General features: G+C 68.8%; 23 protein-coding genes and 1 pseudogene. 10 read left to right on the top strand and 14 right to left on the bottom strand.

The window, feature by feature from the left end; all coding sequences use genetic code 11:
• The first annotated feature begins 121 nt into the window (after positions 1–121).
• The 4 genes from OHA68_RS23480 to OHA68_RS23465 all read left to right on the top strand — a co-directional run bounded on the left by OHA68_RS23480 (position 122) and on the right by OHA68_RS23465 (position 3,632).
• Complete coding sequence (locus tag OHA68_RS23480; protein WP_327102178.1) at positions 122–1,123, top strand: ABC transporter substrate-binding protein; 1,002 nt, start codon at positions 122–124, stop codon at positions 1,121–1,123.
• Positions 1,120–1,965, top strand: a complete 846-nt coding sequence (locus tag OHA68_RS23475) for an ABC transporter permease (RefSeq protein ID WP_327102177.1) — start codon at positions 1,120–1,122, stop codon at positions 1,963–1,965. The genes OHA68_RS23480 and OHA68_RS23475 overlap by 4 nt, the downstream gene beginning before the upstream one ends.
• Positions 1,962–2,774, top strand: a complete 813-nt coding sequence (locus OHA68_RS23470; RefSeq protein ID WP_225276905.1) for an ABC transporter permease — start codon at positions 1,962–1,964, stop codon at positions 2,772–2,774. The genes OHA68_RS23475 and OHA68_RS23470 overlap by 4 nt, the downstream gene beginning before the upstream one ends.
• 84 nt (positions 2,775–2,858) lie before the next feature.
• Entirely contained in the window at positions 2,859–3,632 is a 774-nt protein-coding gene (locus OHA68_RS23465) for an ABC transporter ATP-binding protein (RefSeq protein ID WP_189138277.1), read from the top strand.
• A 66-nt stretch (positions 3,633–3,698) separates the two neighbouring features.
• On the opposite strand, the gene OHA68_RS23460 is transcribed toward OHA68_RS23465, so the two are convergent.
• The 6 genes and pseudogenes from OHA68_RS23460 to OHA68_RS23435 all read right to left on the bottom strand — a co-directional run bounded on the left by OHA68_RS23460 (position 3,699) and on the right by OHA68_RS23435 (position 11,175).
• Positions 3,699–4,277, bottom strand: coding sequence for a GTP-binding protein (locus OHA68_RS23460; RefSeq protein ID WP_189138278.1), 579 nt, complete (start codon positions 4,275–4,277; stop codon positions 3,699–3,701).
• On the bottom strand, positions 4,258–4,662 hold the full coding sequence (locus OHA68_RS23455; RefSeq protein WP_225276906.1) for a DUF742 domain-containing protein: 405 nt from the start codon (positions 4,660–4,662) through the stop codon (positions 4,258–4,260). Before OHA68_RS23455 ends, OHA68_RS23460 begins: the two co-directional genes overlap by 20 nt.
• 20 nt (positions 4,663–4,682) lie before the next feature.
• On the bottom strand, positions 4,683–5,105 hold the full coding sequence (locus tag OHA68_RS23450) for a roadblock/LC7 domain-containing protein (protein ID WP_189138279.1): 423 nt from the start codon (positions 5,103–5,105) through the stop codon (positions 4,683–4,685).
• Positions 5,102–8,221 carry a nitrate- and nitrite sensing domain-containing protein gene (locus tag OHA68_RS23445; protein ID WP_327102176.1) on the bottom strand — a complete coding sequence of 1,040 codons (3,120 nt, stop codon included), beginning with the start codon at positions 8,219–8,221 and terminating at the stop codon, positions 5,102–5,104. The genes OHA68_RS23450 and OHA68_RS23445 overlap by 4 nt, the downstream gene beginning before the upstream one ends.
• Before the next feature lie 253 nt (positions 8,222–8,474).
• Positions 8,475–9,881, bottom strand: a pseudogene (locus OHA68_RS23440) (aminobutyraldehyde dehydrogenase); the annotation flags it as partial.
• 25 nt (positions 9,882–9,906) lie between these two features.
• The gene (locus OHA68_RS23435; protein ID WP_327102175.1) at positions 9,907–11,175 is read right to left on the bottom strand and encodes a glycosyltransferase; all 1,269 of its coding nucleotides are present in this window, start codon (positions 11,173–11,175) and stop codon (positions 9,907–9,909) included.
• 127 nt (positions 11,176–11,302) lie between these two features.
• Between OHA68_RS23435 and OHA68_RS23430 the strand changes: the two genes are divergently transcribed.
• Positions 11,303–11,908 (top strand): TetR/AcrR family transcriptional regulator, encoded by a 606-nt coding sequence (locus tag OHA68_RS23430; RefSeq protein WP_189138283.1) that lies wholly within the window; start codon positions 11,303–11,305, stop codon positions 11,906–11,908.
• On the opposite strand, the gene OHA68_RS23425 is transcribed toward OHA68_RS23430, so the two are convergent.
• Genes OHA68_RS23425 through OHA68_RS23410 form a run of 4 tightly spaced genes read right to left on the bottom strand, consistent with a single transcriptional unit; the run spans position 11,902 to position 15,706 of the window.
• Positions 11,902–12,954, bottom strand: coding sequence for an ABC transporter ATP-binding protein (locus OHA68_RS23425; RefSeq protein WP_327102174.1), 1,053 nt, complete (start codon positions 12,952–12,954; stop codon positions 11,902–11,904). The genes OHA68_RS23430 and OHA68_RS23425 overlap by 7 nt on opposite strands.
• Positions 12,941–13,720 (bottom strand): ABC transporter permease, encoded by a 780-nt coding sequence (locus OHA68_RS23420; protein ID WP_327102173.1) that lies wholly within the window; start codon positions 13,718–13,720, stop codon positions 12,941–12,943. The genes OHA68_RS23425 and OHA68_RS23420 overlap by 14 nt, the downstream gene beginning before the upstream one ends.
• Positions 13,713–14,579, bottom strand: a complete 867-nt coding sequence (locus OHA68_RS23415; protein WP_327102172.1) for an ABC transporter permease — start codon at positions 14,577–14,579, stop codon at positions 13,713–13,715. Before OHA68_RS23415 ends, OHA68_RS23420 begins: the two co-directional genes overlap by 8 nt.
• A gap of 5 nt (positions 14,580–14,584) precedes the next feature.
• The gene (locus OHA68_RS23410) at positions 14,585–15,706 is read right to left on the bottom strand and encodes a polyamine ABC transporter substrate-binding protein (RefSeq protein WP_327102171.1); all 1,122 of its coding nucleotides are present in this window, start codon (positions 15,704–15,706) and stop codon (positions 14,585–14,587) included.
• Positions 15,707–16,094: 388 nt separating this feature from the next.
• Here OHA68_RS23410 and OHA68_RS23405 point away from each other — a divergent pair, with 388 nt between their 5' ends.
• Together OHA68_RS23405 and OHA68_RS23400 are read left to right on the top strand one after the other, a co-directional pair.
• The gene (locus OHA68_RS23405; protein ID WP_327102170.1) at positions 16,095–17,087 is read left to right on the top strand and encodes a phosphotransferase; all 993 of its coding nucleotides are present in this window, start codon (positions 16,095–16,097) and stop codon (positions 17,085–17,087) included.
• The gene (locus OHA68_RS23400) at positions 17,084–18,043 is read left to right on the top strand and encodes an SIS domain-containing protein (protein ID WP_327102169.1); all 960 of its coding nucleotides are present in this window, start codon (positions 17,084–17,086) and stop codon (positions 18,041–18,043) included. The genes OHA68_RS23405 and OHA68_RS23400 overlap by 4 nt, the downstream gene beginning before the upstream one ends.
• Here the strand turns inward: OHA68_RS23400 and OHA68_RS23395 are convergent, their stop codons facing one another.
• The 4 genes from OHA68_RS23395 to OHA68_RS23380 form a co-directional block, all read right to left on the bottom strand.
• Complete coding sequence (locus OHA68_RS23395; RefSeq protein ID WP_327102168.1) at positions 18,044–18,616, bottom strand: GTP-binding protein; 573 nt, start codon at positions 18,614–18,616, stop codon at positions 18,044–18,046.
• Positions 18,597–18,911 (bottom strand): DUF742 domain-containing protein, encoded by a 315-nt coding sequence (locus OHA68_RS23390; protein WP_263651382.1) that lies wholly within the window; start codon positions 18,909–18,911, stop codon positions 18,597–18,599. Before OHA68_RS23390 ends, OHA68_RS23395 begins: the two co-directional genes overlap by 20 nt.
• Before the next feature lie 66 nt (positions 18,912–18,977).
• Complete coding sequence (locus OHA68_RS23385; protein WP_189138291.1) at positions 18,978–19,400, bottom strand: roadblock/LC7 domain-containing protein; 423 nt, start codon at positions 19,398–19,400, stop codon at positions 18,978–18,980.
• On the bottom strand, positions 19,400–21,958 hold the full coding sequence (locus tag OHA68_RS23380; RefSeq protein WP_327102167.1) for a sensor histidine kinase: 2,559 nt from the start codon (positions 21,956–21,958) through the stop codon (positions 19,400–19,402). The genes OHA68_RS23385 and OHA68_RS23380 overlap by 1 nt, the downstream gene beginning before the upstream one ends.
• 373 nt (positions 21,959–22,331) lie before the next feature.
• On the opposite strand from OHA68_RS23380, the gene OHA68_RS23375 reads away from it, so the two are divergent.
• From OHA68_RS23375 to OHA68_RS23365, 3 genes are read left to right on the top strand one after another with little or no spacing between them, the layout of a single operon-like run.
• A complete protein-coding gene (locus tag OHA68_RS23375; RefSeq protein ID WP_407674506.1) occupies positions 22,332–23,384 on the top strand; it encodes a quaternary amine ABC transporter ATP-binding protein in 1,053 nt (350 codons plus the stop codon).
• Positions 23,381–25,288 carry an ABC transporter permease gene (locus tag OHA68_RS23370; RefSeq protein WP_327102166.1) on the top strand — a complete coding sequence of 636 codons (1,908 nt, stop codon included), beginning with the start codon at positions 23,381–23,383 and terminating at the stop codon, positions 25,286–25,288. Before OHA68_RS23375 ends, OHA68_RS23370 begins: the two co-directional genes overlap by 4 nt.
• 5 nt (positions 25,289–25,293) lie before the next feature.
• Positions 25,294–26,262 (top strand): ABC transporter substrate-binding protein, encoded by a 969-nt coding sequence (locus OHA68_RS23365; RefSeq protein ID WP_189138295.1) that lies wholly within the window; start codon positions 25,294–25,296, stop codon positions 26,260–26,262.
• The last annotated feature ends 36 nt before the right edge of the window (positions 26,263–26,298 follow it).

Here is a 26,298-nt window from a genome sequence, read left to right as displayed (position 1 = left end):
ATGTGGTGCTACCGTCAGGTCCTGTCGTGCGGTGTGCACACAGTCCCGCTAATACCTCCAGTAACACCCACCCCTCCTTCCCCTCCAGGCTCCACCTCATCTTGTGAAGGGAGTCCAAGACATGAGGCTTGGCCGTCCTGCCCGGGCCGTCATCATCGGATTCGCCCTGGCGTTAGGAGTCTCCGCCTGCAGCGGCGGCACCGACACAGCCAGTCCGCAGACGTCCGCCGCCGCCGGTAACGGCGGCCTGGAGAAGACCGAACTGAAGGTCGCCGCCCTGCCGGCCATCGACAGTGCCGCGATGTTCGTCGCCATTGACCAGAAACTCTTCGAGAAGGAAGGGCTCAAGGTCACGCCGGAGATCGTCCAGTCGTCGCCCGAGGCCATTCCGATGATGCTCAACGGCGAGATCGACGCGATGTTCGGCAATTACGTGTCGATGTTCCAGGCACATGACCAGGGCGCGCTGAAGCTGCGCATCCTGGCCGAAGGATCGCGCGCCGCACCGGACTCGCTGAGCATCATGGCTCTGCCTGACTCACCGATCAAATCCGCCAAGGACCTCGAAGGCAAGACGATCAATGTGAACGTCTTGCGTAATTTCCAGGAGCTTGCCCTCACCCAAGTACTGAAAGCCAACGACGTCGACCCTGCCAAGATCAAATACGTCGCCGTGACGTTCCAGAACATCATGCCCGCGTGGCAAAAGGGACAGCTCGATGCCGCATATTTGGGCGAGCCGATGGTAACGGCGGCGACGTCCTCGATGGGGGCCAGAAAGATTCTCGACCCGGCCTCCGGCCCCGCGGCCGAATTCCCCATCTCCGGCTACATCGGCACGCAGGAGTGGTACGACAAGCATCCGAAGACCGCCGCCGCCTTCCAGCGGGCCCTGCACAACGCGGCCAAGATGATGGAGAACAACCGTGAGGTGGTGGCCAACGTGCTGCCGAACTTCACCCAGATCGACAAGGACACGGCCGCGACCGTGACGTTCCCCTACTTCTCCAGCTCCGACAACCCGGTCCGGCTGCAACGCGTGGCCGACTGGATGCTGGAGGCCAAATGGCTCACCAAGGAGATCGACGTCAAGTCGTTGATGTCCCCCACCACCTCCGGGTGAGCATCCGGACCCGCACCCATGACCGCCCGTCCACGACCACCGCACGGTGGTCGCGGCGGGCGGTCGGGGTGCTCGCCTTCGCCGCCCTGTTCGAGGCGCTCGGCCGGGCCGGACTGGTCGACATCGGCTTCCTGCCGCCCACCTCGGTCATCCTCTGGCGGGCCGGCGAGTTGCTCGTCGATCCCGCCTTCCGCGCGCACGCGGCGACCAGCATGCTGGCCTGGGCCATCGGGCTCGGCGCCGCGGCGCTGATCGCGGTGCCGCTCGGGCTGCTGCTCGGCAGCGTCCGGCTGATCGACGCCGCCACCCGGGCGATCGTCGAGTTCCTCCGCCCCATCCCGTCGGTGGCCCTCATCCCCCTGGTGGCCCTGGTCATCGGGACGGGCCTGCAACTGCGCGTCACCCTGGTGATCTACGCCTCCCTCTGGCCCATCCTCTACAACACCATGTACGGCCTGCGCGGCGTCGATCCGGTCGCCAAGGAGTCGCTGCGGTCCTACGGCTTCCGCGCTCCGGCGGTGCTGTGGTGGGTGTCGCTGCCGTCGGCGGCGCCGTTCATCATGACCGGGTTCAGGCTGGCGACCGGGGTGGCGCTGATCCTCACGGTGAGCACCGAGATCGTGGCCGGTCGCGGAGAGGGCATCGGGGTGTTCATCTACTTCGCGGGCATCGCGGTGCCGGCGAGGATGGACGACATCATGGCCGGGGTCGTCTGGGTCGGGCTGTTCGGAGTGGTGGTCAACGCGCTGCTGGTAGCGGCCGAGCGGCGGCTCTTCGCCTGGCAGCACGCCAGGCTCGGGGCGCACGCCGGCGCGCCGGTCGCCGTGGGAGCCGGGCGGTGAGCGCGGTCATGGGCCGGCTCGCCAGGGCGCTCGCCTCCCGCTGGCTGCTGCTGATCCTGCTGGTGGCGGCGTGGGAGTGGGGGACCACGATCGCCGGCAGCGCGTTCTTCCCGCCACCGTCCACCATCGTGACCCGGATGCACGCGATGTGGTTCTCCGGCCCGCCGGAGCGGCTCTTCCTCACCGACCTGGCCGTCGAGAACGTCCTGCCCAGCCTGGGCCGGATGGCGGGCGGCCTGGCGGGCGGGGCGGTCCTCGGCGTCGCGCTCGGGCTGGCGCTGGGCCTGTCGGCCAAGGCCTACGACTATCTCGACGGCGTCCTGCAGTTCCTGCGCGCGATCCCGCCTCCGGCCCTGGTCACCGTCTTCCTGGTGGTGTTCGGGTTCGGGCTGCGCATGCAACTGGCCTTCATCGTCTTCAGCATCGTGTGGCCGGTGTTGCTCAACACCGCCGACGGCGCCCGCTCGGTGGAGCCGCTGCACCTGAACACCGGGCAGGTGTTCCGGCTGTCGCGGGCGCAGCGGATCTCGCTGATCGTCCTGCCCTCGGCGCTGCCCAAGATCTTCGCCGGACTGCGCCTGGCCCTGTCCCTGTCCCTGATCGTCACGGTCTTCGCCGAACTGCTGCCCGGCACCACCAACGGCATCGGCTTCCAGCTCACCGTCGCCTACTCGACCTTCAACCTGCCGGCGATGTGGGCCGGCATCCTGCTGCTCGGCATCCTCGGCTACGTGCTCAACGAACTGTTCCTGGTCGCCGAGCGCCGCGTGCTGGCCTGGCACCACAGCGCCCAGCGCGTGGAGGTATGAGCCGCTTTACGGAGTCATGCGCAAGATATGACGCCTTCGATAGAGTCGGCGTGTCATCGCTGGACTCGGCCCTAGGAATTCACTTTGCTGGAGATAGAGAACCTCACGCACATATATGGCGGCGGTGGGCCGAACGAGCATCACGCCATCGACGGGCTCGACCTCAAGGTGGCCGATGGCGAGCTGCTGTGCATCGTCGGGCCGTCCGGCTGCGGGAAGTCCACCCTGCTGCGCTCCATCGCCGGGCTGATCTCGCCCACCGGCGGGCAGGTCAAGGTCGACGACGTGCTGGTCAAGCAGACGCCTGACAACCTGGCCGTGGTGTTCCAGGACTACAGCCGGTCGCTGTTCCCCTGGATGTCGGTGGCCGACAACGTCGCGCTGCCGCTGCGCCGCAAGGGTTTCGACCGGCGTAAGCGGCGGGCGGCCGCGCAGGAGGCGCTGGAGTCGGTGGGGCTGGCGGAGGCGGGCCGCAAGTATCCCTTCCAGCTGTCCGGCGGCATGCAGCAGCGGGTGGCCATCGCCCGCGCGCTGGCCTACCGGCCGACCCTGATGCTCATGGACGAGCCGTTCGGCTCCGTGGACGCGCAGACCCGGGAGGATCTGGAGGACCTCGTGCTGGAGGTGCGCCGGCTCCACCAGATGACCATCGTGCTCATCACGCACGACATCGACGAGAGCGTCTACGTCGGCGACCGCGTCGTGGTGCTGTCCAAGGCGCCCGCGCACGTGGTCGGCGACCTGAACGTGGCCCTGCCGGGGCCCCGCGACCAGATCACCACCCGCGAGCACCCGGACTTCGTCCACCTGCGGGCCGAGGTGGGCCGCCTGGTGCGCGGCCACACGGTCGCGCACTGACCAACGCGCTGATATCCGGCCGTTCGCGGCCTCAGCGGTGCCGGCGGCACCGCTGAGGCGCCCGGATCACGCCGGAGCGTGCGTGTGGCGGGTCAGCGCGTGCTCCACCAGGGTGATCAGCGTGGTCTTGACCGCGTCCCTGGATCGAGCGTCCAGGCGTACGACGGGAGTGTGCGAGCTCAGCGACAGCGCCTCGCGCACGTCGTCCTCCCCGTGACCGAACTGCCCGTCCCAGCCGTTGATCCCGATGACGAAGGGCAGCTTGGCCTCTTCGAAGTAGTCGATGGCCGGGAAGCTGTCGGCCAGGCGGCGGGTGTCGACCAGGACCACGGCGCCGATCGCGCCGCGCACCAGGTCGTCCCACATGAACCAGAACCGGTGCTGACCCGGCGTGCCGAACAGGTAAAGAATAAGGTCACGGTCCAGCGACACCCGGCCGAAGTCCATCGCCACGGTCGTGGTCGTCTTGTTCGGCGTGAGCGAGACGTCGTCGACCCCCGCCGAGGCGTCGGTCATCACCGCCTCCGTGGTCAGCGGTAAGATTTCGGACACCGCTCCCACGAACGTCGTCTTGCCAACGCCGAACCCGCCGGCCACGACGATCTTCGTCGAGGTCAGGCCGGCGCTAGAGCCTGCGAAGTCCACTGAGCACCCTTTCGAGCAAGTTGAGGTCCGGCTTTCCCGCGTCCAGCGCAGGCTGGTGCACGCGGATCAGGCCTTCGGACGCCATGTCGGCGATCAGCACCCGGACCACCCCGAGGGGCTGGTGCAAGAGGGCTGAGATCTCAGCAACCGATCGGACGTTCCGGGTCAGCTGAATGATCGCCTGATACTCCGGACTTAAGAGAGAGACATCTTGATATTCGGACGTCACGGAGGACACCAGTGCCTCCATGGCGAACTTCATCCGCGGAGCGGTCCGCCCCCCGGTCACGGCATAAGGCCGTACCAGGGAGCTCGACTTCGGCGGACGGGGAGCCGACGGATGCGGCGGAGTGCTATCACCAGCCCAACCCTGACCTGACACCATGATCTCCTGTCACCGCCCGTCTAGCGGGGGCGGGCCGCCTGCAGTTCGGCACGTACGGCCGGTGTGAGCACCTGACCCGCACGCTCGACCAGCAGCGTCATCTGGTAGGCCACCAAGCCCATGTCGCAGTCGGGCGCCGCCAGCACCGCGAGACACGACCCGTCGCTGATCGACATGATCATCAACAGGCCACGCTGCATCTCGATGACGGTCTGGGAGACCATGCCACCTTCGAAGACGCGGGCTGCACCCTGGGTCAAACTGATCACACCTGAGGCGACAGCGGCAAGCTGGTCGGCCCTGTCCTTGGGGAAACCCTCGGAGAAGGCCAGCGGCAGGCCGTCTGACGACACCACGACGGTGTGCGCCACACCAGGCACGTTGTTGACAAAATCGGTGATCAGCCAGTTGATGCCACGCGCTCCCTGGCTCAGTTCTCTCATTGTTGCTCCTCCTCATTCTCGTCTCCGCGGGTGAACGCGCGGCCTTGCCGTACGCCTTGCTGGAAGCTCGACAAGCGGCTTCGCAGCCGATCGGGAGAGATCTGCGGGGCCGGTGAAGTGACAGGGGGCTCGGCCAGGCTCGCCGTGCCGGGCACCAGGTTCGCCTTGGGGACGCGGCGCGGCAGCCCGGACGCGGTGGTGCCGCCCTTCGCGGGCTCGGCCGCCGCCTGGGCCGCCTGCCAGCCGCTGTCCGCCGGGGACGTCCACGACGGGCTGACGCCCGACTCGCCCGGCCTGCGCTGCGGCAGCGCGGGCTTGTCCGAGGCGGTCTCCATCGGCCGGATGGCGGGCTGCACCTGCGTCTCCGGCTCCGGCTCGGCTTCCGGCACCGGGTCGGGCCGGCGGGGGGCGAGCTGCTCGGGCTCGGGGCGGCGGAACCAGTCGGACCCGACGGAGGAGAAGATCGGCAGGAACTCGTCGCCCTGCTCCTCCAACGGCGAGTTGCGCACCACGGGGAGCGGTCCGGTCAGGTCCTGCGAGGAGTAGTTGCCGGGCCCGAACGGGTTGACCGCCGCGTGGCCGTTCTGCGGGACGGGGTCGGCGGGCTTGGGACCCTCGGCGAAGGACGGCCAGCGCTGCTCGTCACCCGCGAGTGAGTTCCAGCGCTGCTCGTCGGCCGCGAACGGCGACGGGCGCTGCTCCTCGCCGAAGGGCCGCTGCGCGGGCTGCTGGCCGAAGGAGGTCCAGCGCTGTTCCTCCTGCGGCTGGGCGGGCGGCTCGGTGGCGAAGGAGGGCCAGCGGGGCTCCTCCGGCGACAGGGGAGGCGGCTCCTCGGCGAAGGACGGCCACCGCTGGTCGCCGAGCGCCGGCGCGGGCGGGGGCGTCTCCTCCGCGAACGAAGGCCAACGGGGCTCGGCCGCCGCCGGGGGCGGCGCCACCTCGCCGAAGGACGGCCAGGACTGCTGCTCCTGCCGCTTCTGCGGCTCGGGGAACGGCGGCCAGGCCTCGCCCCCGGGCGCGGGCAGCGAGCCGGGCCACTGGGTGTCCATCGGCGCGCTGTCCTTGCCCCTGATGTCGGCCGTGTCGAGCCCGGGGGGCATCGAGGCCATGCCGCCGGGGGGCGCCGCGTAGACGCCGGAGCCGTTCGTCGCCGGGCTCTGGTCGAACATGCTGGGGTCGAAGTTGGTGAACGCGTCGTACTGGGAGCGCTGCTGCGGGGCGCCCGGCATGCCGGCCAGCAGCATGTCGGGCAGCATGACCATCGCGCTCAGGCCGCCGCGCTCGCGCATCATCAGCTGCACCCGGATGCCGTGGCGCAGGGCCAGGCGGCCGACCACGAACAGGCCCATGCGGCGCGACACCGCGACGTCCACGACGGGCGGGTTGGCCAGCCGCCAGTTGGCCTCGGCCAGCTCCTCGGCGCTCATGCCGATGCCCAGGTCGTTGATCGTCACCAGCACGCCGCCGCTGTCGACGGCGCTGGTGACCTGAACCTTGCTCTCGCGCGGCGAGAACGAGACGGCGTTCTCGATCAGCTCGGCCAGCAGGTGCACGGCGTCGGTGACGGCCGGACCGGCGACCATGGGGCCGGACGCGATCTGGATCTGGACCCGCTCGTAGTTCTCGACCTCCGACAGGGAGGCGCGGGCCACGTCGACCAGCGGGACCGGCTCACTCCACTTACGGGCGGCCTCCTGGCCGGCCAGAACCAGCAGGTTCTCGCTGTTGCGGCGCATACGGGTGGCGAGGTGGTCCAGGCGGAACAGGTTGGCGAGCCGGTTCTCGTCCTCCTCGCCCTGCTCCAGACCCTCGATGAGCTGGAGCTGCCGCTCGACCAGCGTCTGGCTGCGGCGCGACAGGTTGACGAACATCGAGTTGACGTTGGCACGCAGCTTGGCCTCGTCGCCGGCCAGCCGGATCGCCTCGCGGTGGACCTCGTCGAACGCCCGGGCCACTTCCCCGATCTCGTCCCGGGTGTCGATGCCGACCGACGGCACCTCGGGCACCCGGGCCGCGTCGCCGGACTCACGCAGCACGCGGACGGTCTCCGGCAGCCGGGTGGTGGCGACCTGGAGAGCCTCGGCCCGCAGCCGCCGCAGCGGCCGCACCAGCGATCCGGCCACCCGGGTGGTGATCACCAGCACCAGGAGCAGCAGGACCAGGATGGTGGCGCCGGAGATGATGGCGTTGCGCTGCTCGGTGTCACTGAGCTCGCGGGTCTTCGTCACGATCTTGGTGGCCAGGCCGTCCTCGACCTTGCGCATCGCGTTGGTGGTGAGCAGGGTGCTCTCGTACCAGAGGTTGATGTCCCGGCGTGAGGTGACGTCGAGGTCTCTGATGCGGGCGTACTCGCGCAGCTGGGCCAGGGCCCGCTGGCGCATGGAGTCGGCGCGGTCGATCTCGATGCCGCGCACGACCTTCGAGTAGGCCGTCAGGTCCTGGGGATCGGCCTCCTGCTCGAAGGCGGCGAGCTCGGACTGCTGACGGTTCCACGAACCGAGGAAGTCGGACAGGTCGTCGTAGTCGAGCGACCGCTCTTCGAGCGCGACGACCATGATGCCCTGCTGGCGCGACACCTCTTCCTTGACCCGCTGGAGCGCGCGCAGCGCGTTCACGTCACCCTGGAGGTCTTCGTCGTTGACACCCTCGCCCAGGTCGCCCTGGAGCGCGGCCAGGACCTCGATGAGCCGCGAGTAGGTGCTGATCGAGGCCCGGGGCGGGACGCTGTCACCCAGGATCGACTCACGCAGCCCCTTGAGGCCGTTGAGCCACCGGGTCATCTCCTCGACCTCGGCACGCACCCGCGTGGAGTGGGAGGCGTCGATGGCGCCCGAGGCCTCCAGCACGCGCTGCTTGGCGGCATCGACCGTGCCACGCTGCGTGCGCAGCTGGGTCATCCGGCCGTTCCGCCGGTTGTCGGCGACGTACCACGCGGTGAGGGTACGTTCCTTCCCGAGTTCGTGGGAGAGCACGCCGACGCGCTGCACCAGCTCGGCCACCTGGGTGAGCCGGCGGTATTCGCTGCTCGTGCCGATGGCGTCGGCCAACTGGATGCCTGCGAGCAGCACACCCACGATCGTGGGAATGAGGATCAGCGCCACCAGCCTCGAGCGCACGCGCCAGTTCGCCAGCCGGAACCGTCCGCCTGTGTACTCCCCCGGCCTCGTGTGCTTGGGGTTTTCCGTCCTCACTGGCTCTCGCAACCTCTCGCCGTTACGTGCTCGAAGGAAATCAGACACGCGTGTGGCGCATGGGATTCTGCCGGGCTGGGTAATTGGAACACAACCCGTACCAGATCGGCCAACCGGACATATCCCACTAAATGCTCCCAAAATAGGATCATGGGAGACATAGCGCCGTTCACGTTCTTCAGGCCGGGCGGAACGAGTCGCGTTCCGCGGGTGCCATATGCTTGATCATCAGATGGCGGGTCACGGAATATTCTTGCACCGCCTCCTGGCTCATGTCCTTGCCGAAGCCGCTGCCCTTGACCCCGCCGTGCGGCGCCTCGCTGGCGATCGGCAGATGATCATTGACCCACGTCACCCCAACATCGAGGCGGTGCGACACCCGCATCGCGCGGGCGACGTCGGCCGACCACACCGAAGAGGCCAGGCCGTAGCGGGTGTCGTTGGCCAAGGCGACCGCCTCGTCCTCGCCGTCGAACGGCAGCACCACGAGCACGGGCCCGAACAGCTCGCCCTGGACGATCTCGCTGTCCTGTGCGACATCTGTTACCAAAGTGGGTGGATAAAAGTATCCGGGCCCGTCGACCGGCGCGCCGCCGTGCAGAATCCGGCCGCCCGAACGGGAGACGAAACCGTGCACCCGGTCCCGGTGCGCCGAGGAGATCAGCGGCCCGATGTCCGTGGCCGGGTCCCAGGGGTCACCGACCCGGATGCCTTCGAGCGTCGCCCGCAGCGCCTCCACCGTCTCGCCGTAGACCTCGCGGGCGACGTAGACGCGGGTGGCCGCGGTGCAGTCCTGGCCGGTGTTGTACGTGGCCCCCAAGGCCACCCCGCGGGCCGCCTGCGCCAGGTCGGCGTCCTCGAAGACCAGGGCGGGCGCCTTGCCGCCCAGCTCCAGGTGGACCCGCTTGAGGGTGCGCGCGGCGCCCGTCATGACCGCCCGGCCCGTCTCGGTCGAGCCGGTCACGCTCACCATGTCCACGCCCGGATCGGTGACCAGCGCCTCGCCGACCGCGGCGTCCCCGGTGATCACCTGGACCAGCCCGTCGGGCGCGCCCGCCTTGGCGAACAGCTCCGCCAGGCGCAGCGTGCTGCGCGGCGTCTGCGGGGCCGGCTTGATGACCACCGCGTTGCCGGCCGCGACCGCCGGGCCGATCTTCCAGACGGCCATCACGAAGGGGAAGTTCCACGGCGCGATCGAGCCGATCACCCCGACCGGGCGGCGCAGCATGACCGAGGTGTAGCCGGCGCTGAACACCCCGGCGCCCGTCCCGTCCAGGGAGCGGGCGGCGCCGGCGAAGAAGCGCAGGTTGTCGATGGCGAAGGGCAGCTCGCCGTCCCTGAACACGGCCGCGGGCTTGCCCGTCTCCTCCACCTCCAGCCGGGTCAGCTCGTCGGCGTCGGCCTCGGCCAGGTCCGCCACCCGCAGCAGCAGCCGGGCCCGCTCGGCGGGCGTCGTCCGCCCCCACTCGGCGAAGGCGTCCCTGGCCCGCCGTACGGCCGCGTTGACGGCCGTCACGGGGGTGTCGGGCAGCTCCGCGCAGGCGAGCCCGGTCGCGGGGTTGATCAATTCACGCATGGATATCTTTCCCTGTTGGTACTGGAGTCCGTACCTACTTCTGGCCGAGGCCCTCGATCAGGTCGGCGGCCTTGCGCAGGCCGTCGCGCCCGCGGATCTCTTCGCCTGCGGCGGCAAGTCTCGCACGGAGCTCACCGTCGCCGAGCAGACGGTCGAGCGCGCCCTTCAGCTCCTCATCGGTGAAAGCGTAGGTGGAAAGCCTGACACCATAGCCCAATTCGTCCACCCGCTGCGCGTTGTCGTACTGGTCCCAGAAGAGCGGGAGCAAGATCATCGGCTTGCCGAAGTGCAGCGCCTCGGTGGTGGTGTTGTTGCCGCCGTGCGTGATGACCAGGTCGCACAGCGGTATGATCTTTGTCTGCGGCAGGAACTCGGCGCCCCACATGTTGTCGGCGAGCTTGATCTCCTCGTGCAGCGGGCCCTTGGAGACGATGATCTGGTGCGGCGTGGTGCCCAGCACGTCGATCACCCGCTGCATGAGCTCCACGTCCGAGGAGCCGAGCGAGCCGAGCGAGAAGTAGACCAGCGATCCCTCGTTGCGCTCGAAGGGCAGCTCGAAGTCCTCGTCGGTCTCCCGGACCGAGGAGTCGAGGCGGTGCCAGTTGTCGGCGAGCGGCCGGGCGTCGGCGTAGTCGAGGATCTCCGGGAACACGTAGAGGTTCAGGTCCCCCTCGTGAATGAAGTCCAGGTCGGGCAGCGGCTCGGTGCCCTGCTCGACGCACCAGGCGTTGAAGGCGCTCCAGATCTCGCGGTGGGTGCGGTCGTACTCAGCGCGGAAGGCGTCCCACTCGGCGCGGTCGTCGGCGGGCAGCCCGGAGAAGACCGGCGCGATGCCCTCGCCGCGCACCTCCAGCGGGTTGCAGGAGACGATCCGGACGAACTTCTTGCCGGCGGTGAGCAGCGCCGGGAAGGTGATCACGTTGTCCTCGACGATGACGTCCGGCTGGACCCGCTCGATGATCTCCTTGAGCTGGGGCTCGCAGTATTTGGCGCCGTCGATGAGCGAGTCCCAGATCGGCTTGGTGACGGTCGCCAGCTGCTCCAGGGTGCTCTTGCGGTATTCGGGCGCGGTCTCGCGGATGAAGTCCTTCCAGAACTGACCGGCGTCCTGCTCCTCCTCGGCGGGCGGAGCGAGGTCGACCAGGTCCTCCTCGAAGCCGAGCGCCTCCAGCTTGCCCTTCCAGGACGCCTCGGCGGCGAACACGACGCGGTGGCCGCGGTTGCGCAGGATGTCGCCGATGCCGATGGAGTTGTTGGTGGGCCCGTAGGCGCTTTCCGGCATGAACAGGATGGTGAGAGACATGGGCACTCCGGTGGGGCTAGACATTTGAAGGTGAATTCAAATACGCAGGTAGCGAGAAGGTCAACTTCAGGGCAATATGGTCACGGATTGCTGAACCGCAAGTGAAGAAAATGGCGAGGTGGTGAAGATGGCCCAGCGCAAGAGCCGTAGTGACCGGCGCATCGATCTGATCGAGGCGGCGCGGCGGGCCATCATCAAGCACGGCGTCGACGGAGTCCAGCTCTCCCACGTGGCCGAGGAGGCCAGACTGACCTCCGGCGCCGTGCTCTATCACTACCCTGACCTGGGCGAGCTGCTGGTCGAGGCGCAGCACTCCGGGATGGAGCGCTTCTACGAGCAGCGGCTGCGGCAGATCGCCGCCCTCACCGACCCGGCCACCAAGCTGGTGCTGACCATCAAGTCGGGGCTGCCCACCGGCCCGCTCGACCCGGACGTGCGGCTGCTCAACGAGCTGGGCGGAGCCGCCGGGCGGCACCGGGTCTACGGGGTGCTGCTCACCTCGCTCTACGACCGGCAGGTGTCGATGTACCAGTCGATCCTGGACACGGGGTCGGCGCTCGGGGTCTTCAGGCTCACCGCCGACGCGCTGTCGATCTCGCGCAACCTGGTGGCGCTGGAGGACGCCTACGGCTACCGCATCACCGCCCGGCATCCGCTCATCGGCCCGGAGGAGGCGGCGGAGCTGATCCTGTCCTACGCGCGCACGGTGACGGGCAACGACCTGCTTCATTGATCGACCGGGATGATCACGGCGTCGTCGGTCCGCCAGTCCAGCGTGACCTCGGCGCCGGGCTTGACCTCGCTGGCGCCCTGCACCGCCACCAGCACCGGCTTGAGCCGGCCGGGCACCGACACCGAGATGTGCGAGATGCCGCCGTAGAAGCTGACGTCGAGCACCGAGCCCTTGAGGCCGCCGCCCGTGGCCGCCGCCGCGCCCAGCCGCACCTTTTCCGGCCGGACGCCGAGCAGCGCCTTGGAGCCTGTCTGCAGCGCCCGCAGCGGCCTGCCGCGCAGCGCGCCGAAGTCCTCGGTCGCCAGGGTGTCCTCGGCGGCCAGGGCGCCCTCGAACAGGTTGTTGGCCCCGACGAAGTCGGCGACGAACCTGGTGTGCGGCCGCTCGTACAGCGCGACCGGCTCGTCCACCTGGCGCACCACGCCGTGGTCGAAGACCGCGATGCGGTCGGCGAGCGACATGGCCTCCTCCTGGTCGTGGGTGACGACCACGAAGGTGATGCCGACCTCGTTCTGCAGCCGCTTGAGCTCCAGCTGCATGTCCGCGCGGACCTTCTTGTCCAGGGCCGACAGCGGCTCGTCCAGCAGGAGCAGGCGCGGGCGCTTGACGATGGAGCGTGCCAGGGCGACGCGCTGGCGCTGGCCGCCGGACAGGTGCTGCGGCTTGCGGCCGGCGTGCGCCGTCAGGCCCACGGTCTCCAGCACCTCGCCGACGCGCTGCTTGATCTCCTGGCGTGACAGCTTCTCGCGCTCCAGGCCGTAGGCGATGTTCTTGGCCACGGTCATGTGCGGGAACAGCGCGTACGACTGGAACATCAGGCTGATCGGCCGGCGGTTCGGCTGCTTGCCCAGCAGGTCCTCGCCGTCGAGCGTCACCGTGCCGCTGTCGGGGGTCTCGAAGCCGGCGATGATGCGCAGCAGCGTGGTCTTGCCGCAGCCGGACGGGCCGAGCAGGGCGAAGAACTCCCCTTGCCCGATCTCCAGTGAGACGCCGTCGAGCGCGGTGACCTCGCCGAACCTGCGGGTGACCCCGTCAATCTTGAGCACGTGACTCCCCGATCTTGGTCATGCGCTGCCCCACGATCACAGCCGTGAAGCTCACCAGGAGCAGGACCGCCGCCAGCGCGTTGATCTTCGGGGTCACCCCGAAACGAATCATGGAATAGATGACGATCGGCAGCGTCTGCTCGCTGTTGCCGATCGTGAAGAAGGCGATCACGAACTCGTCCAGCGACAGCGTGAACGCCAGCAGCGCCCCCGCCACGATGCCCGGCGCGAGCTGCGGCAGCGTCACCTTCCTGAAGGTGGTCACCGGACCGGCGCCCAGGTCGCGCGAGGCCTCCTCCAGGGAGGCGTCGGCGCCGGAGAGCCGGGTGCGCACCACCGCCGCCACGAAGGCCATGGCGAACACGCCGTGCGCCAGGATCACCGAGTAGAGGCCCAGCGTGAGCTGGATCATGCCGTAGAAGAGCAGCAGCCCGATGGCCAGCACCAGGTCGGGCAGCACGGCCGGCATCAGCGCGACGGCGTCCAGCGTCCTGGACCTGGTGTGGCGGGCCAGGCCCACGGCGAGCAGGGTGCCCAGCACGGTGGCGATCACCGTCGAGCCGGTGGCCACGATGAGCGTGTTGATCAGGCCGTCCATGATGCGCTCGTCCGCGGCGAGGTCGGCGTACCACTTGAGGCTGAAGCCCTCATAGGTGTACGCCGACTCGCCGGAGTTGAACGACATCACGACCAGGACGACGATCGGCGCGTACAGGAACACGTACGTCGCCCAGAACGGGACGTACAGGAGTCTCGATCTACGCACGGCGGGCCACCCAGGCCTGCGCGAGCAGCAGCACGAGCAGCACCGCGATGAGGGCCAGCGCCAGCGTGGAGCCGAACGGCCAGTCGCGGGCCTTCAAGAACTCCGTGCGGATCAGGTTGCCCACCATGGCCGTCTTGCCGCCGCCCAGGATCTCGGGGATGACGAAGTTGCCGAAGCTCGGCACGAACACGAACAGGCAGCCGGTCAGCACTCCCGGTACCGTGAGCGGCAGCGTCACCTTGCGGAAGGTGGTGAACGCCGACGCGCCCAGGTTGGCCGAGGCCTCGCGCAGCTGCGGGTCGAGCTTCTCGATCGCGGCGTACAGCGGCAGCACCATCAGCGGCAGGTAGGAGTAGAGCAGGCCGGTGACGACGGCGCCCTGGTTGTAGAGCAGCTCGACGGGCTCCAGCCCCAGCGCCTGCAGGCCGGAGTTGACCAGCCCGGGGCCGCTCAGCAGGATGATCCAGGCATAGGCGCGGATGATGAAGTTGGTCCAGAACGGCAGCACGATCGCGACCAGCGCGATCGTCTTCCACTTGCGCGGAAGCTGCGCGATCAGGTAGGCCGTCGGGTAGCCGAGCAGCAGCGCGATCAGCGTGGCCAGCCCGGCGATCTTCAGCGAGGTGCCGAGCACGCTCAGGTAGAGGGGGTCGAACAGGCGGGCGAAGTTCTCGCCTGTGAACTCGTAGACGACGCCGCCGAAGCGCCCACGCTGGAAGACCGTGTAGCTGAGCACCAGCGCCAGCGGCACCAGGAGCAGCACGATCAGGTAGGTCAGCCCCGGGGCCAGGAAGACGAATGCGCCCAGCCGGCGCCCCCGCGAGGGAGACACCGGCCGGGCTTCGATCGAGACCTTCACCGCAACTAGTCGGCCTGGATTTCGGAGGACAGGCGCGTGAACTTGGTCGACGCCTGCCCGAGGTCGAAGATGGCCTCACCGTCGAGCAGCTGGGCCGGCTTGATGCCGAGCAGCGATCCCGGGGCGATCTTGACCTTGTCCATGGCGGCCTTGTTGGGCACCTTGTAGTTGATGTTCTCCGCCGCCCAGCGGTGCACCTCGGGGTCGAGGATGTAGTTGATGAAGGCGTGTGCGGCTTCCTTGTTCTTGGAGGACTTCAGGATGACCATGGTGTCCACCCAGAGGTCGCTGCCCTCCTTCGGCACCGCGAACTTGATGTTCTGCTTGGCGTCGGTGGTCGGGCACCAGCCGTCCCACGCCTCCACCATGAGCGCCTCGCCCTTGATCAGCCGGTCGCCGAACGTCGTGTCGTCGAAGGCGAGCAGGTGCGGCTTGGCGGCCAGCAGCAGCTCCTTGGCCTTGGCAATCTCGTCGTCCTTGGCGGTGTTGACCGAGTAGCCGAGGGACTTGAGCGCGGGCAGGGCCAGCCAGCGCTCGGTGGTCATCAGGGTGACCTTCTTCTCGGCCCAGGCCGGCGGCTTCAAAAGATCGTTCCAGCTCGTCGGCTCGGCCTTCACCAGGTCGCTGCGGTAGCAGATGCCGGTGGTGCCCCACGTGTAGGGCACGGAGTACTTGTTGCCCTTGTCGTAGGAGAGCTGGGTGGCCTCGGGGTAGAGGTTCGACAGGTTGGGGATCAGCTCGGCGTGGATGGGCTCCAGCAGATTCTGCTCGTTGAGCGCCTGGGCGTACTGACCGGACACGAACGCCACGTCGATGCCGCTGTCACCACCGGTGGTGAGCTTGGTCATCGCGGTCTCGTTGGTGTCGTGGATGGTGATGTCGAGCTTGGAGATCTTCAGCTCTTTCTTCACCATGTCCTGGAGCTCTTTGGGCGTGTAGCCATCCCAGACCGTCACCATGAGTGACTGCTTCGCCAGATCGGCGTTGGGGTTCAGCTGAGCGGCTGTCGCCTGCGGTGCTGTCTCTGCGCTGTTGGTCGACCCACCGCCGCACGCCGCGACGGCGAGCGCGAGGCCGGCCGCCGCTGCAGCGGCCGGAAGACGACGGGTGACCCGGGTACGGAACACAGCCGCTACTCCTTATGGATTTCAGGGTACGAGAGGGGGTCGCGCGACCAACCGGACACGGGAGACCAGAGCAGGAGTGTTGCAGCAGAAATCAACATGAGCAAGACTTTGCTGGACATTGCTAGCTGGAAGTTTGGTCTAAGTGTTGAATACGGATTCAATTTGGAATCGGTTGATCTCTCTCGGTGAGGATCATGCCTCGTGCCGGGATCGCGGTCTCACAACCGCTCTGCTCACCGCGTTGGATAAAGCCGTGCCGGCCGCGTTCGCCGTCCGCCGATTCCTCCCGCTTCCCACCATCTCGCACAGCGTAGGGACCCCGGACACCGGGGGCCCGGCCGAGCGCGATTTCGGACCGCACGTAGATCAGACAAACTACTCTGTGGTGGTGAATGACCGGGTCGTCGTGAAATGGCTCACACCTCCCGTTCCGCTCCCGCGCACGCCTGAGATGCTCGCTCATCTCGTTGATGTCGGCTTCAAAGACACCGCGCCGCCCTATGCCGCGCTCACCCGGGTGGACGGGCCGCAGGAGGTCCTGCTCGCGCTGGTGACGGGCTATCTTCCGGAGGCCACGGACGGCTGGGAATGGTGCGCCGACGAGGCCGAGGCGGGCCGCACCGACTTCGCCCCCGCCCTCGGCCGCCTCGCCGCCGACCTGCACCTGGCCCTGTCGACCTTCCCCACGTCGACCTTCCCCACGTCGGCCTCCCCCGCATCGGCCTCCCCCGCATCGGCCTCCCCCGCACCGGCCTCCCCCACGTCAGCCTCCCCCGCGTCAGCTTCCCCCGCCGAGCCGACGCCGCCCGGCCCCGAGCGGAACGCGGTCAGGGCCGAGGCCGCCCTGCGCGAAGCCCTGGAGCTCACCGACGGCGACGACGGCGACTGGCTGGCCGGCCACGCCGGACAACTGCGCCGGGAGCTGGCGCCGCTCGCCGAACCCGTCACCTCGCCCAGGATCCTCATCCACGGCGACCTGCACGTGGGCCAGATCCTGCGCTGGCGCGGCGGCTACGCGGTGATCGACTTCGACGGCAACCCCACCGTCACCGGCGCCGACCCGCTGCAGCCCGCCGCCCGGGACGTCGCCCAGCTGACCACGAGCCTCCAGCACGTGGCCCAGGTGGCGATCAAGCGCCGCGGCACCTCGCCGGACGACGCCGCCCGCTGGGCCGCCGAGGCCAGGACGCGCATGCTCGCCGCCTACCGCGACCGCCTGGCCGGGCGCGGCGCGGCCGGCCTGCTGGACGAGTCCCTGATCCGCCCGTTCGAAATCGAGCAGGAGTGCCGTGAGCTGATTTACTCGGCCCGTCACCTGCCCCGATGGCGCTACGCGCCGATGGGCGTGCTGCGCGAGTGGTATCCCGAGGAGAGTCGATGAACCCCGAGCTGTATCTGTCCGACCTGGAGGCCAAGCCCGCCGCCCTGGCCACCCTGGCCGGGACGCTGGCGGCCGCCGACCCCTTCGCGGCGCTGCCCGCCGGGGTCGAGCGCGTGCTGTTCCTGGGGATGGGCAGCTCCCGTTACGCCGCCGGCGTCGCCGCCCTGCGCCTGCGGGCGGCGGGGGTGGACGCCTACGCCGAGTACGCCTCCGCCGCCGCGTCCTTCCCGCGCGATGCCCGTACGCTGGTCGTACCGATCTCCGCGACCGGGAGCAGCCGCGAGACGCTGGACGCGGTGGCCCGCCACGGCGGTGGCGCCTCCCCCGTGGCGGCGCTCACCAACACCGCGGACTCCGCGCTCGCGCGGGCGGCCGACCTGGTGATCCCCATGCACGCGGGCGTGGAGCGGGGCGGCGTGTCATGCCGCACCTTCCAGCACACCCTGGCCCTGCTGCTCGCCCTGGAGTCCCGTCTCACCGGGTCGGGCCGGGACGTGGCGGCTCTGGTGCGGCGGGCCGCCGAGGCCACGGCCGACCTGCTGGAGCGCAGGGACGAGTGGCTGCCGCTGGTGCTGGAGCTGCTCGACGGCCCGCACGGGGTCTACACGATCGGCCCGGTGGAGCGCCTGTCGTCGGCCGAGCAGTCGGCGCTGATGCTCAGGGAGGGCCCGCGCCGCCCGGCGGACGCCTGCGAGACGGGCGACTGGGCGCACGTGGACGTCTACCTGACCAAGACCCTCGACTACCGCGCGCTGCTGTTCCCTGGCTCGCGCTACGACGAGCAGGCCATGGACTGGGTACGGCAGCGCGGCTCCACGGTCGTCACCGTCGGCGGTGAGGTCAAGGACGCCACCGCGGCCGTCCGGTACGTCCACGACGACGACGCGGACGTGGCGCTGCTGACCGAGACGCTGGTCGCCGAGCTGGTGGCCGCCTACTGGTGGGCGGCCCAGTGATCAGCGGAGCGAGCGCGCGGTCAGCGCGTGCTCCACGAGGGTGATCAGCGTGGACTTGACCGCCTCCCGGCTGCGGGCGTCGGTGCGCACGAGGGGGATGTGCGAGGAGAGTGTGAGCGCCTCGCGGACCTCGTTCTCCACGTGCGGGAAAGCCCCGTTCCAGCCGTTGACGCCCACCACGAAGGGCAGCTTGGCCTCTTCGAAGTAGTCGATGGCCGGGAAGCTGTCGGCCAGACGGCGGGTGTCGACCAGCACCACCGCGCCGATCGCGCCGCGTACGAGGTCGTCCCACATGAACCAGAACCGGTGCTGACCCGGCGTCCCGAACAGATACAGGATCAGATCACGGTCCAGCGACACCCGGCCGAAGTCCATCGCCACCGTGGTCGTCGACTTGTTCGGAGTGAGCGAGACGTCGTCGACCCCGGCCGAGGCGTCGGTCATCACCGCCTCCGTGGTCAGCGGCGTGATCTCCGACACCGCCTTCACGAACGTCGTCTTGCCCACGCCGAAGCCCCCGGCCACCACGATCTTCGTCGAGGTGAGCCCGGGACTAGAGCCTGCGTAGTCCACTGAGCACCCTTTCGAGCAGGCTCGCGTCCGGCTTGCCCGCGTCCAGCTGCGGCTGATAGACCCTGACCAGCCCTTCCGCCTCCATGTCAGCGACCAGCACTCTGGCCACGCCGAGCGGGATGGCCAGCAGCGCGGAGATCTCCGCCACGGACCTGATCTGCCGGCACAGCTCGCTGATCTGCCGGAACTCCCGGGCGTACACCGGTCCCAGCTGCATCGACGTCGCCGAGGAGACGAGCGCCTCCATGGCGAGCGCCGTGCGCGGCGCGGTCCGTCCGCCGGTTACGGCGTACATCCTCACCAGCGAGCTGCGCTCGGGCTCCGGCTCCCCGCCATGCCACGATGCCACCGTCTACTCCCATCACCAGGGGCGTGCGCTTGAGAGTTCCGCGCGCACGTCAGGCGTGAGCACCTGCCCCGCACGTTCGACCAGGATCGTCATTTGGTAGGCCACCAGGCCCATGTCACAGTCCGGTGCCGCCAGCACCGCCAGGCACGACCCGTCGCTGATCGACATCACCAGCATCAGGCCGAGCTCCATCTCGACGAGGGTCTGCACGACCTCGCCGCCCTCGAACACCCGCGCCGATCCCGCGGTGAGGCTGACCAGCCCGGCCGCGATGGCGGCGAGCTGGTCGGCGCGGTCCTTGGGGAACCCGCGGGAGAAGGCCATCGGCAGCCCGTCAGCGGAGACCACCACCGCGTGCGCCACGCCGGGCACCTCTTCGACGAAGCCGCTGACGAGCCAGTTCACATCCTTGGCCGCCTGGCTCAAATTACTCATCAGTCCTCCTCAAGCTCGGTACGACCCTTGCGGACGCCCTGCTGATAACTGGAGAGCCTGCTGCGGAGCCGATCGGGGGACACCGGGGGCGCGGGCATGGGCGACGGCGCGGGCGCCGCGGACCCGGGCACCAGATTCGCCTTCGGCGTCCGTTTCGGCAGTCCGGCGCTCGTCGTGCCGCCGCGCGCCGGCTCGCGCACCGCCCCGGCCGCCTGCCAGCCGCTGTCGCCCGACGACGACCAGGCGGGGTCGGGCTCGGACTCCCGCCGGTCCGGCGTGAACGACGGCTTGGTGAACCAGCTCGACTCGACGGAGGCGAAGATCGGCAGGAAGTCGCCCTGCGTGGACTCCCGTACGGGTTCCTGCGCGGGGAACGGCGCCGGCGGCAGCTCCACGGAGTTCGTGAACTGCGAGCTGAACCACGAGGAAGGCTCCGGCGTGGGGGTCATGTCCAGAGACGGATGACCGGGGCCGGGCATGGAGGGCGTCGGCGGCAGCGGCGGCATGGAGGGCATGCTCGGCATCGGGCCCTGCTGGTACGGCATCATCTCCGGCGCGGACACCGCCGTGCGGGAGAACGACGCGTCGGGCACCGCGCCGGGCACCACGGTGAGCAGCGTCTCCGGCAGCAGGACCATGGCGGTCAGCCCGCCGACGTCCTGACGCCGGAGCTGCACCCTGATGTTGTGCCGCAGGGCCAGCCGGCCGACCACGAACAGGCCCATCCGGCGCGACACCGACACGTCCACCACCGGCGGGTTCGCCAGCCGCCAGTTGGCCTCGGCCAGCTCTTCCGCGGTCATCGAGATGCCGTTGTCGGTGACCGAGAGCATCAGCCCGCCGCCGTCGATGTGGCTGCTGGAGATGATCACCTTGGTGTCGCGGGCGGAGAACGAGACGGCGTTCTCGATCAGCTCGGCCAGCAGGTGGACCACGTCGTTGACGGCCTGACCCGCGATGGCCGACTCCGACTGGACCTGGATGCTGACCCGGTCGTAGCTCTCCACCTCGCCGAGCGCGGCCCGTACCACGTCCATGAGCTCGACCGGCTGGCTCCACTTGCGCACGGCCTCCTGGCCCGCCAGGACCAGCAGGTTCTCGCTGTTGCGGCGCATGCGGGTGGCCAGGTGGTCCAGCTTGAACAGGTCGCCGAGCCTGGCGTCGTCGCGTTCGCCGCGCTCCAGCCGCTCGATCAGGGAGAGCTGCCGCTCCACCAGCGTCTGGCTGCGCCGAGACAGGTTGACGAACATCGCGTTGACGTTGGCGCGCAGCCTGGCCTCGTCACCGGCCAGGCGCACGGCCTCGCGGTGCACCTCGTCGAAGGCCCGCGCGACCTCACCGACCTCGTCCCTGGAGAAGACGTTGATGGGCGGCACCTCGGCGTCGACCACGCCGTCGCGGGACTCGCGCAGGTGCTGCACGAAGTCCGGCAGCCGCTTGCCGGCGATCTCCAGGGCCTCCGCGCGCAGCCGGCGCAGCGGGCGTACCAGGGACCTGGCGACGCCGGTCGTGATCAGCAGGATGGCCACGAGCAGCGCGATCACCGCGCCCGCGATCACGTACGCGCGCTGCCGCTCGTCGGCGCTGAGCGCCTCGCTCCGGGCCACGATGCCCGCGGCCTGGCGCTGCTCGACCATGCGCATGGAGTCGACGACCACGTTGGACGCCGCGAACCACTGCCCGGCGTCGTCGCGGTGGCCCTGGTCGAGGCCGCGTACGGTCTGCCCGGCGGTCGCCCTGATGAGCACCAGCTCGCGCAGGAACAGCATGGTGTCGGCGGAGCGGCCGTTGACGTTCTCGTCGAAGATCCGGCGTTCGGCGGCCGTGGCCTCGTCGGCGAAGGCCTTGCGCTCGTTCTCCTCGCGCGACAGCTCGCCGAGGAAGCGCTTGAGCTGGTCCTGGCTGAACGCGCCCTCGCTCAGGACGGTGGTCAGCAGGGCCTGCTGGTGCGAGACGCTCTCCTTGGCGCGGGCGAGTGAGTCGAGCATGCGGGACTGGCGGAACAGCTCGTCGTCCTGGCTGCCCTTGATGAGCTCGTTGTGGACCGAGAGCAGGTCGTTGATCACGGTGGAGTACAGCTCGACGGAGGCGGCGGGCAGCAGGTCGGCGTCGAGCGCCTGCTCACGCAGTCCGACGAGGTCGTCCAGGCGGTTGAGCATGTTCTGGATCTGGTCGGCCGTCCGGCCGGTGACGCTGAGCAGGAGATCGTCGGCGCTGATCCGGACCTGGCCGATGACGCCGTCCACCTGGTCCATCTGCTCACGCACCGACGGCAGGCCACTGGCGGGGCGGTTCCTGGCGATGAACCAGGACATCCTCGCGCGCTCACCGGAGACCACATGGGTGAGCTCGCCGATCTGCGCGGAGAGCTGGGCGAGCTGATTCGTGCGCGCGAAGTCGGCCGCCGCGCCTGTCGAGGCGAACACCTGAAAGCCACCGAGCAGCACGGCCGCGGCCGTCGGAACGAGAATGAGCGCGACAAGTCGCGCCCGCACACGCCAGTTACGCAACCGCCAGTTGCCTTCCTCTGGCGGCCGCTGTCCTAACTCAGTACTCACCGAACGCAACCTCTCGCCCGAATCGGCGCAATATGAAGATCCCCGTGACGGATGTGAAAATCCAGCAAGCCTGGGCAATTGGAACACATATCTACCAGCTCGGCCAAGCGCAACATAACGCTACATAAGTTGAGTAGTGTGACGCATGAGCAAGAACCTGGAGCTCCATCTACCCACCTTCCGGGATGCGAAATACTCCCTTAAATAGGCAAATGTCCCCATATGGGGCATTTGTGGGATCCCTGACCGTAACACCCCAGGACCTTCGAGGTCTCCAGAAGGTCACAGCGTTGAGATTCCCGTTATTCACCACATATGTTTGCTCCCTCAACTGAGGAGGCGAGTGGTGCGGGAATCTCCCGACAGTGGGGCCATCGGTGTTGAAGGGCTGTGGAAGATCTTCGGTCCCAGGGCCGAAAGGGTGCTGGACAGCGACGACAGGTTTCTGGAACCTGGGGCGCTAAGAGAGAAGACCGGCTGCACCCCCGCTGTGAGGGACGTGAGTTTCGAAGTAAGCCCCGGCGAAGTCTTCGTGGTGATGGGTCTGTCGGGCAGCGGCAAATCCACCCTCGTCCGTTGTTTGACCCGGCTCATCGAGCCGACCGCCGGCCGGATCACGATCGGCGGCGAGGACGTCCGGGCCGCTTCCCCCGCCCGCCTGCGCGAACTGCGCCGCCATCACGTCAGCATGGTCTTCCAGCACTTCGGCCTGCTGCCGCACCGCCGAGTGATCGACAACGTCGCCTACGGGCTGGAGATCCAGGGCACCGGCAAGGCCGCCAGGCACGCGCGGGCGGCGGACATCCTGTCGCTGGTCGGCCTCGACGGCCACGCCGACTCCTACCCCGACCAGCTCTCCGGCGGCATGCAGCAGCGCGTCGGGCTGGCCCGCGCGCTCGCGGTCGAGCCCCAGGTGATGCTGTTCGACGAGCCGTTCAGCGCGCTCGACCCGCTGATCCGCCGGGACATGCAGGCCGAGGTGGTCCGCCTGCACCGGGAAGTCGGCAAGACCATGGTGTTCATCACGCACGACCTGTCGGAGGCGCTCAAGCTGGGCGAGCGCATCGCGATCATGCGAGCCGGCGCGATCGTGCAGATCGGCACGCCGGAGGAGCTCGTGGGCGCGCCCGCCGACGACTACGTGGCGGACTTCGTCCGCGACGTCCCCAGGAGCCACGTCCTCACCCTGCGCTGGATCGCCCGGCCGCCCGAGGAGGGCGAGCCGCTGGACGGCCCCGCGCTCCCGGCCGTCACGCTGATCAAGGACGCCATCGGCGCCGCCTCGTCCTCCTCCCGCCCGATCAGGGTGGTCGACGGTGACGAGCTGGTCGGCGTGGTGGACCGGGTCGATCTGCTGAGCTTCCTCGCGGGCCAGGACGTCTCAGGATCGGACGTTTCAGGATCGGATGCGGTGGCGACCGCATGAGCAGTACGGCCGTCAGCACACCCTCCAGGTTCCGGGTGCCCGGCTGGGTCACGCCCACGGGGATCGCGCTGCTGTTCGTGGTGGCGTACCTGATCTTCCAGGGCACCGGCACGCTGCCGCACAACAGCGAGGCGCCGCAGTTCGCGGCGGTCACCGAGCTGCGCGAGTGGATCGACGACCACCGCAACGACAACCCGGTCTTCCTCTACTTCCTGAACTACATCCGGATCTTCGTCGAGGCGCTCTTCGGCCTCTTACAGACCACCCTGTACGCGCTGGGCTGGCCCGGCCTCATCGGGGTCATGGGCGCGCTGGCCTGGCTGGCGGGCGGCTGGCGGGTCGCGCTGGGCGCCGTCGCCGGGTTCTGCTCCTTCGGCGTCTTCGGGCTCTGGCAGGCCAGCGTCGACACCCTCGCCCTGGTCGCGTCGGCGGTGCTGCTGTCGCTGGTGATCGGCATCCCGCTGGGCGTCTGGGCGGGGCTGTCCGTACGGGTGCGCAAGCTGTTCACGCCGGTCCTGGACGTCATGCAGATCATGCCGCACTTCGCCTATCTGGCGCCGCTGGCGCTGTTCTTCCACATCGGCGCGCCGGCGGGCGTCATCGCGACCATGATCTACTCGATCCCGCCGGCCATCCGGATCACCGCGCTGGCCATCCAGCGGGTCTCCCCCACCGCGGTCGAGGCCTCGGCCTCCCTCGGCGCCACCCGGGCGCAGACCCTGCTCAAGGTGCACCTGCCGCTGGCCAGGTCCACGATGGCGCTGGCCATCAACCAGACCATCATGATGGCGCTGTCCATGGTGGTCATCGCGAACCTGATCTCCGCGCCCGGCCTCGGCTCCGACATCATCCGCGGCCTGTCGCGCGCGCAGGTCGGCATCATGCTCCCGGCCGGCCTCGCGATCGTGGTCATGGCGGTGGTGCTGGACCGGATGATGGTCTCGGTGGCCAAGCGCGACCCGCGTAACAAGATCGGCAGGAGCAGCCTGGTCGTCGCGGCGGTCCTGGCGGGCGCGGGCCTGATCGCGGCCCCGTTGCTGCCGCGCGAGTGGCCCGCGAACCTGACGATCAACCTCGTCTCCGAGATCAACGACGTCGTCCTCTGGGCGGAGACGAGCTGGTTCGGCGTCACCTCCTTCATCAAGGACACGTTCTCGAACCTGGTGCTGAACCCGCTGGAGCACCTGTTCACCTCGGCGCCGTGGTGGCTGGTCGCCGCCGCGGTGCTGGTCGTGGCGTGGCGGATCAGCGGGGTACGACCGGCGCTCACGGCCCTGGCCTGCCTGCTGGCGATCGCCCTGCTCGGCACCTGGGAGCACTCGATGCGGACGCTGACCACGGTCGCCGTCGCGGTCGTCGTCACCCTCGTCATCGGCCTGCTGCTGGGCGTGGCCGCCGCCCGGTGGGACACCTACTCCGCCTTCCAGCGGCCACTGCTCGACGCGGCGCAGACGATGCCCTCGTTCGTCTACCTGCTGCCGGCGCTCGCCCTGTTCGGCACCACCCGGTTCACCGCGATCTTCGCCTCGATCATCTTCGCCGTGCCGCCGGTCGTGCGGCTCGTCGAGGACGGCATCAGGACCGTGCCCGCCACCGTGGTCGAGGCGGCCACCTCCGCCGGATCGACCTCGGGACAGCTCCTGTGGAAGGTGCAACTCCCGATGGCCAGGCGAGCCATCCTGCTCGCCGCCAACCAGGGCATCGTCATGACGCTCGCCATGGTGGTCGTCGGCGCGCTGGTCGGAGCCGGAGCCCTCGGCTACGACGTGGTCCTCGGCTTCTCCCAGCGGACGGACTTCGGGATGGGATTCGTGGCCGGTGTCGCGATGGTCCTGCTCGGAGTCATGCTCGACCGCATCACGCAAGGTGCCGACAGGCGCCCATCCCCCACAAAAGGAATGTAAAGACAATGAAGATTCGCCTGCTCGCAGGCCTACTGGCCCTGGGGCTCGCCGCGGGGTGCGGCGGGGCCACGGTGGATACCGCGCCCAGTTCCACCGCTTCGGCGGGCACCGCCACCACGTCCGGCGCGGCCGGGACCGTGAAGATCGCGATCAACCCCTGGGTGGGCTACGAGGCCAGCGCCAACGTCGTGGCGTACCTGCTCAAGAACGAGCTGGGCTACCAGGTGGAGCTGCCCGAGATCAAGGAGCAGCTGGCCTGGGAGGGCTTCGAGACGGGTGACGTCGACGTCATCATCGAGAACTGGGGACACCCGGATCTCAAGAAGCAGTTCATCGAGGAGAAGAAGACGGCCGTCGAGGCGGGCTCGACCGGCAACAAGGGCGTCATCGGCTGGTACATCCCCAAGTGGATGGCGGACGAGCACCCCGACATCACCGACTACAAGAACCTGAACAAGTACGCCAAGCTCTTCAAGACCTCCGAGTCGGGCGACAAGGGCCAGCTGCTGTTCGGTGACCCGTCGTACGTCAGCAACGAGGCCGCGCTGATCAAGAACCTCAAGCTGGACTTCAAGATCGTCACAGGTGGCAGCGAGGCCGCGCTGATCAAGGGCGCCCAGCAGGCTCAGGCGCAGAAGAAGCCGCTGCTGTTCTACTTCTGGGACCCGCACTGGCTGTTCAGCAAGACCGAGCTCGTCCGGGTCAACCTGCCCCCGTACGCCGAGGGCTGCGACGCCGACCCGAAGAAGGTCGCCTGCGACTATGCCGAGATGGACCTCGACAAGATCGTGAGCAAGAAGTTCGCCGACACCGGCGGCAAGGCGTACGACCTGGTCAAGAACTTCAGCTGGACCAACGAGGACCAGAACGCCGTCGCCGACGACATGACCAACAACGGCATGTCCGGCGAAGAGGCTGCCAAGAAGTGGGTCGAGGCCAACAAGGCCAAGTGGCAGGCCTGGATCCCCGCGTAACACCCCCTGATCCCCTTCACCCGTGACCCCGCCGCA

The sequence above is a fragment of the Nonomuraea glycinis genome, from assembly GCF_035920485.1.
Classification (GTDB): domain Bacteria; phylum Actinomycetota; class Actinomycetes; order Streptosporangiales; family Streptosporangiaceae; genus Nonomuraea; species Nonomuraea glycinis.
Note: the sequence above shows the minus strand (reverse complement) of the source record. Positions and strands in the feature narration are given on the sequence as shown.

What these genes read in the sequence shown, in the direction of transcription:
- OHA68_RS23480 (WP_327102178.1), top strand. Translation starts at nt 122, where the DNA reads ATGAGGCTTGGCCGTCCTGCCCGGGCCGTCATCATCGGATTCGCCCTG.
- OHA68_RS23455 (WP_225276906.1), bottom strand. Translation starts at nt 4,662, where the DNA reads ATGGTGTCAGGTCAGGGTTGGGCTGGTGATAGCACTCCGCCGCATCCG.
- OHA68_RS23450 (WP_189138279.1), bottom strand. Translation starts at nt 5,105, where the DNA reads ATGAGAGAACTGAGCCAGGGAGCGCGTGGCATCAACTGGCTGATCACC.
- OHA68_RS23435 (WP_327102175.1), bottom strand. Translation starts at nt 11,175, where the DNA reads ATGTCTCTCACCATCCTGTTCATGCCGGAAAGCGCCTACGGGCCCACC.
- OHA68_RS23430 (WP_189138283.1), top strand. Translation starts at nt 11,303, where the DNA reads ATGGCCCAGCGCAAGAGCCGTAGTGACCGGCGCATCGATCTGATCGAG.
- OHA68_RS23400 (WP_327102169.1), top strand. Translation starts at nt 17,084, where the DNA reads ATGAACCCCGAGCTGTATCTGTCCGACCTGGAGGCCAAGCCCGCCGCC.
- OHA68_RS23390 (WP_263651382.1), bottom strand. Translation starts at nt 18,911, where the DNA reads ATGTACGCCGTAACCGGCGGACGGACCGCGCCGCGCACGGCGCTCGCC.
- OHA68_RS23385 (WP_189138291.1), bottom strand. Translation starts at nt 19,400, where the DNA reads ATGAGTAATTTGAGCCAGGCGGCCAAGGATGTGAACTGGCTCGTCAGC.
- OHA68_RS23370 (WP_327102166.1), top strand. Translation starts at nt 23,381, where the DNA reads ATGAGCAGTACGGCCGTCAGCACACCCTCCAGGTTCCGGGTGCCCGGC.
- OHA68_RS23365 (WP_189138295.1), top strand. Translation starts at nt 25,294, where the DNA reads ATGAAGATTCGCCTGCTCGCAGGCCTACTGGCCCTGGGGCTCGCCGCG.